Annotated in this window: 10 protein-coding genes; 9 read left to right on the forward strand and 1 reads right to left on the reverse strand. The window is 69.9% G+C overall.

Annotated elements, in window-relative coordinates; genetic code table 11:
* Positions 1–256: 256 nt before the first annotated feature.
* Complete coding sequence (gene polA, locus KBY47_RS00950) at positions 257–2,983, reverse strand: DNA polymerase I (RefSeq protein ID WP_210918885.1); 2,727 nt, start codon at positions 2,981–2,983, stop codon at positions 257–259.
* Between the two features lie 278 nt (positions 2,984–3,261).
* Here polA and KBY47_RS00955 point away from each other — a divergent pair, with 278 nt between their 5' ends.
* From KBY47_RS00955 to KBY47_RS00995, 9 genes are all read left to right on the forward strand, one after another.
* The gene (locus KBY47_RS00955; RefSeq protein ID WP_210918886.1) at positions 3,262–5,541 is read left to right on the forward strand and encodes an FdhF/YdeP family oxidoreductase; all 2,280 of its coding nucleotides are present in this window, start codon (positions 3,262–3,264) and stop codon (positions 5,539–5,541) included.
* 63 nt (positions 5,542–5,604) lie between these two features.
* Positions 5,605–6,111 carry a PaaI family thioesterase gene (locus KBY47_RS00960; RefSeq protein WP_210918887.1) on the forward strand — a complete coding sequence of 169 codons (507 nt, stop codon included), beginning with the start codon at positions 5,605–5,607 and terminating at the stop codon, positions 6,109–6,111.
* A 114-nt stretch (positions 6,112–6,225) separates the two neighbouring features.
* On the forward strand, positions 6,226–6,606 hold the full coding sequence (locus tag KBY47_RS00965; RefSeq protein WP_210918888.1) for a hypothetical protein: 381 nt from the start codon (positions 6,226–6,228) through the stop codon (positions 6,604–6,606).
* Positions 6,603–7,241 carry a Tat pathway signal sequence domain protein gene (locus KBY47_RS00970; protein WP_210918889.1) on the forward strand — a complete coding sequence of 213 codons (639 nt, stop codon included), beginning with the start codon at positions 6,603–6,605 and terminating at the stop codon, positions 7,239–7,241. Before KBY47_RS00965 ends, KBY47_RS00970 begins: the two co-directional genes overlap by 4 nt.
* 286 nt (positions 7,242–7,527) lie before the next feature.
* A complete protein-coding gene (locus KBY47_RS00975; protein ID WP_210918890.1) occupies positions 7,528–8,757 on the forward strand; it encodes a branched-chain amino acid ABC transporter substrate-binding protein in 1,230 nt (409 codons plus the stop codon).
* Positions 8,758–8,869: 112 nt separating this feature from the next.
* Positions 8,870–9,802 carry a branched-chain amino acid ABC transporter permease gene (locus KBY47_RS00980; protein WP_210918891.1) on the forward strand — a complete coding sequence of 311 codons (933 nt, stop codon included), beginning with the start codon at positions 8,870–8,872 and terminating at the stop codon, positions 9,800–9,802.
* A gap of 5 nt (positions 9,803–9,807) precedes the next feature.
* A complete protein-coding gene (locus KBY47_RS00985; RefSeq protein ID WP_210918892.1) occupies positions 9,808–11,637 on the forward strand; it encodes a branched-chain amino acid ABC transporter permease in 1,830 nt (609 codons plus the stop codon).
* A 5-nt stretch (positions 11,638–11,642) separates the two neighbouring features.
* Positions 11,643–12,551: an ABC transporter ATP-binding protein gene (locus KBY47_RS00990; RefSeq protein WP_210918893.1), complete on the forward strand. Its 909-nt coding sequence runs from the start codon at positions 11,643–11,645 to the stop codon at positions 12,549–12,551.
* Positions 12,548–13,264, forward strand: coding sequence for an ABC transporter ATP-binding protein (locus KBY47_RS00995; protein ID WP_210918894.1), 717 nt, complete (start codon positions 12,548–12,550; stop codon positions 13,262–13,264). Before KBY47_RS00990 ends, KBY47_RS00995 begins: the two co-directional genes overlap by 4 nt.
* Positions 13,265–13,337: the final 73 nt, after the last annotated feature.

A 13,337-nucleotide genomic window follows, 5' to 3' on the forward strand; every position in this document is an offset into this window, starting at 1 on the left:
ACAACTTCCCTTGCGCCGGGACCCGTTCACGTCCGGTTTTCACCGGTTGGCCACAACCCGTTGGCCGGGCGGTGGGGCGTCGTGCGGTACCGGGCCGCCAGGGGTCCCGGCACCGCCGTACGACCGGCCAGTGCGATGCCGTCGTGCGAGAGGCCGGTGCGCCGCCGCCGTGCGAGGGACCGGTGCGACCCGTCGTACGACCGTCTGGTGCACCGCCGCCGTACGACCGCCTGGTGCACCGCCGCCGTGCGGTCCGCTAGTGCGCCGCCGACTCCCAGTCCGCGCCGACGCCCACCGACACGTCCAGCGGGGCGCGCAGGTGTACGGCGCCCGCCATCTCGCGGCGGACCAGTTCCTCGGCGGCCTCGCGCTCACCGGGGGCGATCTCCAGGACGATCTCGTCGTGCACCTGGAGGAGCATGCGGGACTTCAGCTCCGCCTCGCGCAGCGCCCGGTCGACATTGAGCATGGCGATCTTGACGATGTCCGCCGCGGTGCCCTGGATGGGCGCGTTGAGCGCCATGCGCTCGGCGGCCTCGCGGCGCTGGCGGTTGTCGCTGTTGAGGTCGGGGAGGTAGCGGCGCCGCCCGAACAGGGTCGCCGTGTAGCCGGTCGCCCGGGCCTCGTCGACCGCGCGGCGCAGATAGTCCCGCACCCCGCCGAACCGCTCGAAGTAGGCGTCCATCAGGGCGCGGGCCTCCGCCGCCTCGATGTTCAGCTGCTGGGAGAGACCGAAGGCCGACAGACCGTACGCCAGGCCGTACGACATCGCCTTGATCTTGCGGCGCATCTCCGCGTCGACGGCGGCCGGCGCCACCGAGAACACCTGGGCGGCGGCCGTGGTGTGCAGGTCCTCGCCGGAGGTGAACGCCTCGATCAGGCCCGCGTCCTCGGAGAGATGGGCCATCACCCGCAGCTCGATCTGGCTGTAGTCGGCGGTCATCAGCGACTCGAAGCCCTCACCGACGACGAAGCCGCGGCGGATCGCCCGGCCCTCGTCGGTGCGGACGGGGATGTTCTGGAGGTTGGGGTCGGTGGACGACAGCCGGCCGGTCGCGGCGACCGTCTGGTTGAACGTGGTGTGGATGCGGCCGTCCGCCGCGACGGTCTTGATCAGGCCCTCGACGGTGACCCGCAGCTTCGCCTGCTCACGGTGGCGGAGCATGATCACCGGCAGTTCGTTGTCGGTCTGCGTGGCCAGCCAGGCCAGCGCGTCCGCGTCCGTGGTGTAGCCAGTCTTGGTCCGCTTGGTCTTGGGCAGGGCCAGCTCACCGAAGAGGACTTCCTGGAGCTGCTTGGGCGAGCCCAGGTTGAACTCGTGCCCGGCCGCCGCGTGGGCCTCCTTCACCGCCTGCTGGACGGCGCCCGCGAACATCTGCTCCATGGCCTCCAGGTGCGTCCGGTCCGCCGCGATGCCGTGCCGCTCCATGCGGGCCAGCAGCGCGGAGGTGGGCAGCTCCACGTCACGCAGCAGACCGGCGGCGCCGACCTCCTCCAGGCGGCCCTCGAAGGCCTGGCCGAGATCGAGGATCGCACGGGCCTGCACCATCAGCGCGTCCGCCTCGGCGCCGTCGTCCGTGCCGAAGGCGAGCTGGCCGTCGGCCGCGGCGGCGGGCGCCAGCTCCCGGTGCAGGTACTCCAGCGACAGCGCGTCCAGGTCGAAGGAGCGGCGGCCCGGCTTGACCAGGTAGGCGGCGAGCGCGGTGTCCATCGCGACGCCCTCGATCGCCCAGCCGTGCTCGGCGAAGACCCGCATCGCGCCCTTGGCGTTGTGGAACACCTTCGGGCGGCCCGCGTCCGCCAGCCAGGCGGCCCACGCGCGCTCGTCGGCCTCGTCCAGCAGGGCCGGGTCGAACCAGACGGCGGCACCCCCTGCGGCGGCCAGCGCCACCTCGGCCACCGAGCCGCTGCCGAGCGCCCAGGTGTCGACGGTGGCGACACCGAGGGCGTCCGTGCCGTGCTCCGCCAGCCACGGGGCAAGCTCGCCGGTGCCGAGTACCTTGCCGTCCAGCTCGACGCCGTCGGCGGCGACCGGGGTGGTCTCCGCCTCCTCGGCGCCGGGGTCGACGGCGAAGAGCCGCTCACGCAGGGACGGGTTCCTGATCTCCAGGGTGTCCAGCACCATCGCGACGGCCTTGCGGTCGTACGGCGCGCGGCCCAGCTCGCTCACGCCCCGGTCCAGCTCCACCTGCCGCTCCAGCTCGGTGAGGCGCCGGTTGAGCTTGACCGACTCCAGGTGGTCGCGCAGGTTCTGCCCGGCCTTGCCCTTGACCTCCTCGACGCGCTCCACCAGCTCCGCGAACGAACCGAACTGGTTGATCCACTTCGCGGCCGTCTTCTCCCCGACGCCGGGGATGCCCGGCAGGTTGTCGGAGGGGTCGCCGCGCAGGGCGGCGAAGTCGGGGTACTGCGCGGGCGTCAGACCGTACTTCTCGAACACCTTCTCCGGGGTGAACCGGGTCAGCTCCGAGACGCCCTTCGTCGGATACAGCACGGTCGTGTGCTCACTGACCAGCTGGAAGGAGTCCCGGTCGCCGGTGACGATCAGCACCTCGAAACCGGCGGCCTCGGCCTGCGTGGCGAGCGTGGCGATCACGTCGTCGGCCTCGAAGCCGTCGACCGCGAACCGCTCGGCGTGCATCGCGTCGAGCAGCTCGCAGATCAGCTCGACCTGGCCCTTGAACTCGTCCGGGGTCTTGGAGCGGTTCGCCTTGTACTCGGTGAACTCCTCCGACCGCCAGGTCTTGCGGGAGACATCGAAGGCCACCGCGAAGTGCGTGGGCGCCTCGTCACGCAGGGTGTTGGCGAGCATCGACGCGAAGCCGTAGATCGCGTTCGTCGGCTGGCCCGTCGCGGTCGTGAAGTTCTCCGCGGGCAGCGCGAAGAACGCGCGGTACGCCAGTGAGTGCCCGTCCATGAGCATCAGGCGCGGACGCTCACCGCCGGAGGTGCTGTCGGTCTTCTTCGATGCTGTCTCTGCCACGCCCCCGATCCTGCCACGCCCCACTGACAGTCGGCCCCACCCGCGCCCCCGCCCTCCTCCGCGGGAGTCGCACCACCGCGCCCCCGCCCTCCCTCGCGGGAGTCGCACCACCGCACCCCCGCCCGGCGGCGCCCGCAAGCTTTGCTCGCGCCGGGCATGCGCACCGGCCGGTCCCGCTGTCGGTCCGGCGTGCGAGGATCGGAGACGTACCTCACAGATGCAGTGCCCACGCAGTCACGTGCAGTACACACAGCCGCGCAGTCGAAGGAGAGCGTGCGATGGCCACGAAGCCGCCCCAGGGTGATCCGGTCCAGGACGCGCCGAAGGTCTCCGACCCCAAGCACACGGCGGCCGGGCTCACGGCCATCGGGCACACCCTGCGCGCCGCCCAGCGGCAGATGGGCGTCAAGCGCACGGCGCTCACCCTGCTGCGCGTCAACCAGAAGGAAGGCTTCGACTGCCCCGGCTGCGCCTGGCCGGAGGGCGACCACCGGCACACGATGGAGTTCTGCGAGAACGGCGCCAAGGCGGTCGCCGAGGAAGCCACCCTGCGCCGGGTCACCCCGGAGTTCTTCGCCGCGCACTCCGTCGCCGACCTCGCGGGCCGCAGCGGCTACTGGCTCGGCCAGCAGGGCCGGCTGACGCACCCCATGTACCTCCCCGAAGGGGGCGAGCACTACGAGCCGGTGACCTGGGAACGCGCCTTCGACATCGTCGCCGAGGAGATCACCGCCCTCGGCTCCCCCGACGAGGCCGTCTTCTACACCTCGGGCCGCACCAGCAACGAGGCCGCGTTCCTCTACCAGCTCTTCGCCCGCGAACTGGGCACCAACAACCTGCCGGACTGCTCCAACATGTGCCACGAGTCCTCGGGCTCGGCGCTGACGGAGACCATCGGCATCGGCAAGGGCAGCGTCCTGCTGGACGACCTCCACCAGGCCGACCTGATCATCGTCGCCGGTCAGAACCCGGGCACCAACCACCCCCGCATGCTCTCCGCCCTGGAGCGGGCCAAGGCCAACGGCGCGAAGATCATCAGCGTCAACCCGCTGCCCGAGGCGGGCCTGGAGCGCTTCAAGAACCCGCAGACCGCCAAGGGCCTCACCACCGGCGCCGCGCTCACCGACCTGTTCCTCCAGATCCGCATCGGCGGCGACCAGGCCCTCTTCCGCCTGCTGAACAAGCTGATCCTCGACACCCCGGGCGCCGTCGACGAGGACTTCGTCCGCGACCACACCCATGGCTACGAGGAGTTCGCCGCCGCCGCCCGCGCCGCCGACTGGGCCGCCACCCTCACCGCCACCGGCCTCACCGAACAGGACATCCGCCGCGCCCTGGACCTGGTCCTCGCCTCCGAACGCACCATCGTGTGCTGGGCCATGGGACTCACCCAGCACAAGCACTCCGTGCCCACCATCCGCGAGGTCGTCAACTTCCTGCTGCTGCGCGGCAACATCGGCCGCCCCGGCGCGGGCGTCTGCCCGGTCCGCGGCCACTCCAACGTGCAGGGCGACCGCACCATGGGCATCTTCGAACGGCCCGCCCCCGCCTTCCTCGACGCCCTGGAGAAGGAGTTCGGCTTCGCTCCCCCGCGCGAGCACGGCTACGACGTCGTACGCGCCATCCGCGCCCTGCGCGACGGCGAGGCCAAGGTCTTCTTCGCCATGGGCGGCAACTTCGTCGCCGCGACCCCCGACACCGACGTCACCGAGGCGGCCATGCGGCGCGCCCGGCTGACCGTGCACGTGTCGACGAAGCTCAACCGCAGCCACGCCGTCACCGGCGCCCGCGCCCTGATCCTGCCCACGCTGGGCCGCACCGAGCGCGACCTCCAGGGCAGCGGCGAGCAGTTCGTCACCGTCGAGGACTCCATGGGCATGGTGCACGCCTCCCGCGGCCGCCTCGCCCCGGCGGGCCCCGAGCTGCTGTCCGAACCGGCGATCGTGTGCCGGATGGCCCGCCGGGTGCTCGGCGCGGACAGCGTCGTCCCCTGGGAGGAGTTCGAGAAGGACTACGCGACCATCCGGGACCGCATCGCGCGCGTGGTGCCCGGCTTCGCGGACTTCAACGCGCGCGTGGCCCGCCCCGGCGGCTTCGTGCTGCCGCACGCCCCCCGCGACGAGCGCCGCTTCCCGACCGCCACCGGCAAGGCCAACTTCACCGCCGCCCCCGTCGAGTACCCGGAACTGCCCGAGGGGCGGCTGCTGTTGCAGACCCTGCGCTCGCACGACCAGTACAACACCACGATCTACGGCCTCGACGACCGCTACCGCGGCATCGCGGGCGGCCGCCGGGTGGTGCTGGTCAACCCGGAGGACGCCCGCGCGCTGAAGGTCGCCGACGGGTCGTACGTGGATCTGGTGAGCGAGTGGAAGGACGGCGTGGAGCGCCGGGCGCCCGGGTTCCGCGTGGTGCACTACCCGACCGCCCGGGGCTGCGCCGCCGCGTACTACCCGGAGACCAACGTCCTGGTGCCGCTGGACGCCACCGCGGACACCAGCAACACCCCGGCCAGCAAGTCCGTCGTGGTCCGTCTGGAACAATCGGCGACCGACTGAGCGTTTGCTCAGCGCAGGCCGGAATTCAGCCGACCGGACAGACGACGAACGGAGCGCGGCCCCATGGGCGAGCAGCAGCACGTGAAGTTCCCGCAGGAAGTCATCGACGAGTACGCCGCGCTCGGCGTCGACCTCCAGGCCCTCTTCTCCGCGGGCCACCTCGGCACCCGGATGGGCGTGCAGATCCTGGAGGCGTCGGCGGACCGCGTCGTCGGCACCATGCCGGTCGAGGGCAACACCCAGCCCTACGGCCTGTTGCACGGCGGCGCCTCCGCCGTGCTCGCCGAGACCCTCGGCTCGATCGGCTCGATGCTGCACGGCGGCACCTCGAAGATCGCCGTCGGCGTGGACCTGAACTGCACCCACCACCGCGGCGCCCGCTCCGGCCTGGTCACCGGCGTGGCCACGCCCCTGCACCGGGGCCGGTCCACGGCGACATACGAGATCGTCATCACCGACGAGGACGGCCGCCGCGTGTGCAGCGCCCGGCTGACCTGCATGCTCCGCGACGTCAACCGCAGCGACGCGGAGCGCTTCAGTGACCGCGACGGCGGGACCGTCCACCCCTGAGGCACCACCACCCGATCTCACCCCGACACGACAGCCCCCTTCCGGCACGCCCCCGCCAGCCGACAGCACCCCCTCCTCTGGCCCAACTCCCCCCATACGCCGTAGCGTCGGGGCATGGCAGCGGGAGGGGTCGTCCGGACGTCGGCGGTGGTGGTGCTGGTGCTGCTCGCCGCCGGTTGCGGGGGCGGGAACGACACGGGCCGGGACGCGGCGGGCACCCCGTCGGCGAGCCCCACGCCGCCCGAGGAGCTGTGTGCCCGGCTCGTGGCTCACTGGTCCCACGAGGTGCTGGACGGCGACACCTACGGCGACTACCAGTCGATGGGCCTGTCCAACGGCCAGTACGAGATCCTGCGGGAGGTCGTGGACGCCGCCCGGGCCGAGAAGCGGCGGCGCGGCACCGCGGCCGCCGACGCGCTGATCGACCGCCGGGCCCGCGCGGGCTGCGTCGACTGGTACCGCACCGGCGGCCCGAGCAACGGTCCATGGCAGTGAGCGGCATCGGCCCCGTGGAGCCGGGCGAGGACACCCACGTACGGGAACCGGCGCCGCGGCCCGCCCCCACCGGCCGTCTGGCGCCGCTCGGACGTCTGCCGGAACGGCACCGCCGGGCCGCCCTCGCTGCCGTGGCCGCCATGGCCCTGCTCGCGGGCGGCGGCTACCTCTACGCGACCCGGCCGCAGGCCTCGCCGGTACCGGCACTCCCCTCGCCCGCACCGCGCGTGACGGCACCGCCGCACCCGTCGCAGGTCGTGGACATCGTCTATCTGAACGAGACGGCCGCCGAGGACCCCGGCGCGGCGGCCGGTTTCCGCTTCGAGGTGGTGCTGAGCGTGCTGTCCGGCCCCCCGGTCACCGTGACCGGCATCGCCCAGCCCTACGCGGGCCTCATCGTGGATTCGACGCCCCGCCCGCCCTTTCGGACCAAGGCGGGTTCCTCACGCAAGATCGTGATCAACATGCGGGTCACGGAATGCGGGAAAGTGCCGGGGAACGCCGGTCTGCCTTTCCTGGACGTAACTCTACGTAATACGCGTGCAATACAAACCCACAGTTTCATCCTCGGCGCACGCTACGCGCAACACCTCTCGGAGGCGCTACAGGTAGCCTGTAGCAACGATTCCCGGTAATCACCAAAACCCCTGAGACACCTGAACTACCCGCGCGAGGCCTGGGAGTTCTCACTATTCGGACAGGGCGAATCGGCCGGAATTCCGCGGTTCCACCCACTCAGTACCGCTCTGCATTACGTCGTGTCATAACAAGAGCGTCACAGCCTTGGCCAGATACTCCTCCACGTTCCCCTCACACGCTTAGAGTCACCGCCAGTCACCGCGCCGTCGGAAAGTCACTTCGGCCCAGCGCTCGACTCGGCCGCTTCCAGGAGGAAGGGCCGTGCCAGGGAAAGGACTGATCGTGCGTCAACGTTCGCTCATCGCCATCACCGCCGCGCTGGCGGCGGGAGCTCTCACCCTCACCGCCTGCGGCTCGCGCGACGACGACGGCGGCTCGGACTCCGGCAGCGGCGGCACCAAGGTCATCATCGGCGTCGACGCGCCGCTGACCGGCGACCTCTCCGCTCTGGGTCTCGGCATCAAGAACTCCGCCGACCTCGCGGCCAAGACCGCCAACAAGGACAACTACGTCGACGGCATCACCTTCGAGATCCAGGCGCTCGACGACCAGGCCCAGCCGTCCTCCGGCCAGCAGAACGCCTCCACGCTGGTCGCCAACAAGGACGTCATCGGCGTCGTCGGCCCGCTGAACTCCTCCGTCGGCGAGTCCATGCAGAAGGTCTTCGACGACGCCAAGCTGGTCCAGGTCTCCCCGGCCAACACTGGCCCCAGCCTCACCCAGGGACCCGACTGGCAGACCAACAAGGTCCGCACGTACAAGTCGTACTTCCGCACCTCCACCACGGACGCCATCCAGGGCCCGTTCGCCGCGCAGTACGTCTACAACGACTCCAAGAAGACCAAGGTCTTCGTCATCGACGACAAGAAGACCTACGGCGCCGGTCTCGCCGCCACCTTCACCGACGAGTTCAAGAAGCTCGGCGGCAAGGTCGTCGGCACCGAGCACATCAACCCCGACACCAAGGACTTCTCCGCGGTCGCCACCAAGGTGAAGAACTCCGGCGCCGACGTCGTCTACTACGGCGGCGAGTACCCGCAGGCCGGTCCGCTCAGCAAGCAGATCAAGGCCGCGGGCGTCAAGGTCCCGCTGGTCGGCGGCGACGGCATCTTCGACCCGACCTTCATCGAGCTGGCCGGCAACAACAGCGACGGCGACCTCGCCACCTCGGTCGGCGCCCCGCTGGAGGAGCTGGACTCCGCCAAGAAGTTCGTCGACGCCTACAAGGCCGGAGGCTACAAGGAGGACTACGCGGCCTACGGCGGTTACTCCTACGACGCCGCCTGGTCGATCATCGAGGCCGTGAAGAAGGTCGTCGAGGACAACGACGGCAAGCTGCCCGACGACGCCCGCGCGCAGGTCACCGCCGCCGTCCAGAACGTCTCCTTCGACGGCGTCACCGGCAAGGTCGCCTTCGACGAGTTCGGTGACACGACCAACAAGCAGCTCACGGTCTACGCGGTCGAGAACGGCGAGTGGAAGGCCGTCAAGTCCGGTACCTACACCGGCTGACCCACCCCCGCATCACCTTGAGAGCCGCGCGGGGCGCCGCACCACAGGCGCCCCGCGCGGACTCGCATCCGGCCCCCATCCACTCGACATCCGAAGTCTCGGAGGACATGCGGTGAACGAACTGCCGCAGCAGCTGGTCAACGGCCTGCTACTGGGATCCATGTACGGGCTGGTCGCCATCGGCTACACAATGGTCTACGGCATCGTCCAGCTCATCAACTTCGCCCACGGCGAGATCTTCATGACCGGGGCATTCGGCGCCATCACGGTCTATCTGTACATCCTGCCCGACGGCACCTCCATGGTGATCGCCCTCCCCCTGATGCTGATAGGCGCCATGATCGTCGCCGTCACCGTCGCGGTAGGAGCGGAACGATTCGCCTACCGCCCGCTGCGCGGCGCACCCCGCCTGGCCCCCCTCATCACCGCCATCGGCCTCTCACTGGCACTCCAGCAGGCGGTCTGGGCCTGGTACCCCAAAGCAGACCGCCCCCTGAAGTTCCCCCAGATCGAGGGCGGACCCTTCGAGTTCGGCAACGTCACCATCCAGACCGGTGACATCTTCCTCTTCCTGGCCGCCCCCATCAGCATGGCCATCCTCGGCTACTTCGTCATGAAGACCCGCACTGGACGCGGCATGCAGGCCACCGCCCAGGACCCCGACACCGCCAAACTCATGGGCATCAACACCGACCGCATCATCGTGGTCGCCTTCGCCCTCGGCGCGATCTTCGCAGCGGTCGGCGGCGTCGCCTACGGCCTCAAGTACGGCCAGATCGACTTCCGCATGGGCTTCATCCTCGGCCTCAAGGCCTTCACCGCGGCCGTCCTCGGCGGCATCGGCAACATCTACGGCGCCATGCTCGGCGGCCTCGTCCTCGGCGTCGCCGAAGCCTTGTCCACCGCCTACATCGCCGACATCCCCGGCATGGACAAGCTCGGCAGCCAGTCCTGGGCCGACGTCTGGGCCTTCGTACTCCTCATCCTCGTACTGCTGTTCAGGCCACAGGGCCTGCTCGGCGAGCGCGTCGCGGACAGGGCGTGACACCGATGACCACACAGACCACCGCACCCGAAAGCGCCGACACCCCCACCACCGGCGCCCCCACCGGCCTCATCGGCATCCCGGCGCCCATCGGACGCGCCCTCGCCACCGTCGGTGGCATCCTCACCATCATCTCCACCTTCCTCGCCTGGACCTGGACCGCCGAATTCCCCGGCGACCTCACCGTCTACGGCTACCCGGGCGGCCTCCAGGTCCTCGTCCTCATCGGCGGCGCCCTCACCACCCTCTTCGGCCTCGCCTCCTACGACGTCAAGGGCCTCGGCTGGCTCACCCCCGCCGGAGCCGACAGCGCCCTCAAGCTCTCCGCCCTCGGCGCCTTCGCCACCGCCTGGTACACCGTCATCGCCATCAGCTCCAAGCTCGGCGGCGTCGTCAACCTCGAACCCGGCGGCTACATAGCGGCCCTCGCCACCCTCACCGCCCTCGTCGGCGCGCTCGCGCTCCCCTACGACAAGCCCGAGCCCGACCCCATCGACCCCGACGACAGCGGCTGGGACCACTTCCGCCACAACACCCGCCACAACCTCAACGTCGTACGCGCCGCGATCGCCACCGGCCCCACCAAGGCCCCGGCCCGCCAACTCCCCGCATACGCCGAGATCCTCGTCATCGTCGCCGTCATGGCCATCGGCCTCACCGTCTTCACCTACGGCATCGGCACCGAGTACGACGAACTCTTCATCGGCTTCCTCATCACCGCGGGCTTCGGCTTCGCCGCCATCGCCAAGGCCGGACTCGTGGGCCGGATCTCGGCGATCACCGTCAAACACCGCAACATCACCATGATCGGCGCCTTCGTCGCCGCCGCCGCCTTCCCCTTCACCCAGTCCGACGACCAGTACGCCACCATCGGCGTCTACATCCTCATCTTCGCCACCGTCGCCCTCGGCCTGAACATCGTCGTCGGCCTCGCCGGACTCCTCGACCTCGGCTACGTCGCCTTCCTCGGCGTCGGCGCCTACACCGCCGCCATGGTCTCCGGCTCACCCTCCTCACCGTTCGACGTCCAGCTGCCGTTCTGGCTCTCCGCACTCCTCGGCGCCGCCGTCGCCATGGTCTTCGGCGTCATCATCGGCGCACCCACCCTGCGCCTGCGCGGCGACTACCTCGCCATCGTGACCCTCGGCTTCGGAGAGATCTTCCGCATCGCCGTCCTCAACACCGACGGCACCTCCGGACCCGACATCACCAACGGCTCCGCCGGCATCTCCTCCGTACCCAACCTCAACATCCTCGGCTTCGACTTCGGCGCCGAACACAACATGCTCGGCGTCACCATCGGCCGGTTCTCCAACTACTTCCTGCTGATGCTGCTGATCACCCTCATCGTGGTCGTGGTCTTCCGCCGCAGCGCCGACTCCCGCATCGGACGCGCCTGGGTCGCCATCCGAGAGGACGAGACCGCCGCCGAAGCCATGGGCATCAACGGCTTCCGCGTCAAACTCATCGCCTTCGCCCTCGGCGCCACCCTCGCCGGGCTCGCCGGCACCGTCCAGGCCCACGTCACCTACACCGTGACCCCCGAGCAGTACCAGTTCGCCCACGTCGTCCCGCCCAACTCGGCGTTCCTCCTCGCCGCCGTCGTCCTCGGCGGCATGGGCACCATCAGCGGCCCCCTCGTCGGCGCCGCCCTGCTCTACCTCATCCCCGCCAAGCTCCAGTTCCTCGGCGACTACCAGCTCTTCGCCTTCGGCCTCGCACTCGTCCTCCTGATGCGCTTCCGCCCCGAGGGCCTCATCCCCAACCGGCGCCGCCAGCTCGAATTCCACGAAGAGGCCGAGCCGCCCACAGTCCTCAGCAAGGCAGGGGCCTGACCACCATGACAACCGACACCACCACCCAGAACACCCCCGACGCCACCACCCCCGGCGCCCCCGTCCTCGACGCACGCGGCGTCACCATGCGCTTCGGCGGCCTCACCGCCGTACGCAACGTCGACCTCACCGTCGGCAGCGGCGAGATCGTCGGACTCATCGGACCCAACGGCGCGGGCAAGACCACCTTCTTCAACTGCCTCACCGGCCTCTACATCCCCACCGAGGGAGAAGTCCGCTACAAGGGCGACATCCTGCCGCCCAAGTCCTTCAAGGTCACCGCCGCGGGCATCGCCCGCACCTTCCAGAACATCCGGCTCTTCGCCAACATGACCGTCCTGGAAAACGTCCTCGTCGGACGCCACACCCGCACCAAGGAAGGCCTCTGGTCCGCCCTCCTGCGCGGCCCCGGCTTCCACAAGGCCGAAGCCGCCTCCCGCGAACGCGGCATGGAACTCCTCGAGTTCGTCGGCCTCGCCGACAAGGCCGACCACCTCGCCCGCAACCTCCCCTACGGCGAACAGCGCAAGCTCGAGATCGCCCGCGCACTCGCGAGCGAACCCGGCCTCCTCCTCCTGGACGAACCCACCGCCGGCATGAACCCCCAGGAGACCCGCGCCACCGAGGAACTCGTCTTCGCCATCCGCGACAAGGGCATCGCCGTCCTCGTCATCGAGCACGACATGCGGTTCATCTTCAACCTCTGCGACCGCGTCGCCGTACTCGTCCAAGGCGAGAAACTCGTCGAAGGCGACCCCGCCACCGTCCAGGGCGACGACCGCGTCATCGCCGCCTACCTCGGAGAACCCTTCGAGAACGCACCCGGCGCCGCCGAAGTCGCCGAAGTCGAAGCCGCCGAAGCACACGCCGACGCCACGACGGACGCCGCGCCCGGCAAGGAGAACGACCGATGACCGCACTACTCGAAGTCGAGGACCTCCGAGTCGCCTACGGCAAGATCGAAGCCGTCAAGGGCATCTCCTTCAAGGTCGAAGCCGGCCAGGTCGTCACCCTCATCGGCACCAACGGCGCGGGCAAGACCACCACCCTGCGCACCCTCTCCGGGCTCCTCAAGCCCGTCGGCGGCCAGATCAAGTTCAACGGCAAGTCACTCAAGAAGTTCCCCGCCCACCAGATCGTCTCCCAGGGACTCGCCCACTCCCCCGAGGGGCGGCACATCTTCCCCCGCATGACGATCGAGGACAACCTCCGCCTCGGTGCCTTCCTCCGCAGCGACAAGAGCGGCATCGAGAAGGACATCCAGCGCGCCTACGACCTCTTCCCCATCCTCGGGGAACGCCGCAAGCAGGCCGCCGGCACCCTCTCCGGCGGCGAACAGCAGATGCTCGCCATGGGCAGGGCCCTGATGTCCCAGCCCAAACTCCTCATGCTCGACGAGCCCTCCATGGGCCTCTCCCCGATCATGATGCAGAAGATCATGGCAACCATCGCCGAGCTGAAGTCCCAGGGCACCACCATCCTGCTCGTCGAACAGAACGCCCAGGCCGCGCTCTCCCTCGCCGACCAGGGCCACGTCATGGAGATCGGCAAGATCGTCCTCTCCGGCACCGGCCAGGACCTCCTCCACGACGAGTCGGTCCGCAAGGCCTACCTCGGCGAGGACTGACGACACCCGTACGACAGTGAGGCCCACGCCCCCTCGTAACCGGGGGCGCGGGCCTCACTGTCGTACAACCCGG

It is taken from the genome of Streptomyces sp. B93 (assembly GCF_018070565.1).
Lineage (GTDB): Bacteria > Actinomycetota > Actinomycetes > Streptomycetales > Streptomycetaceae > Streptomyces.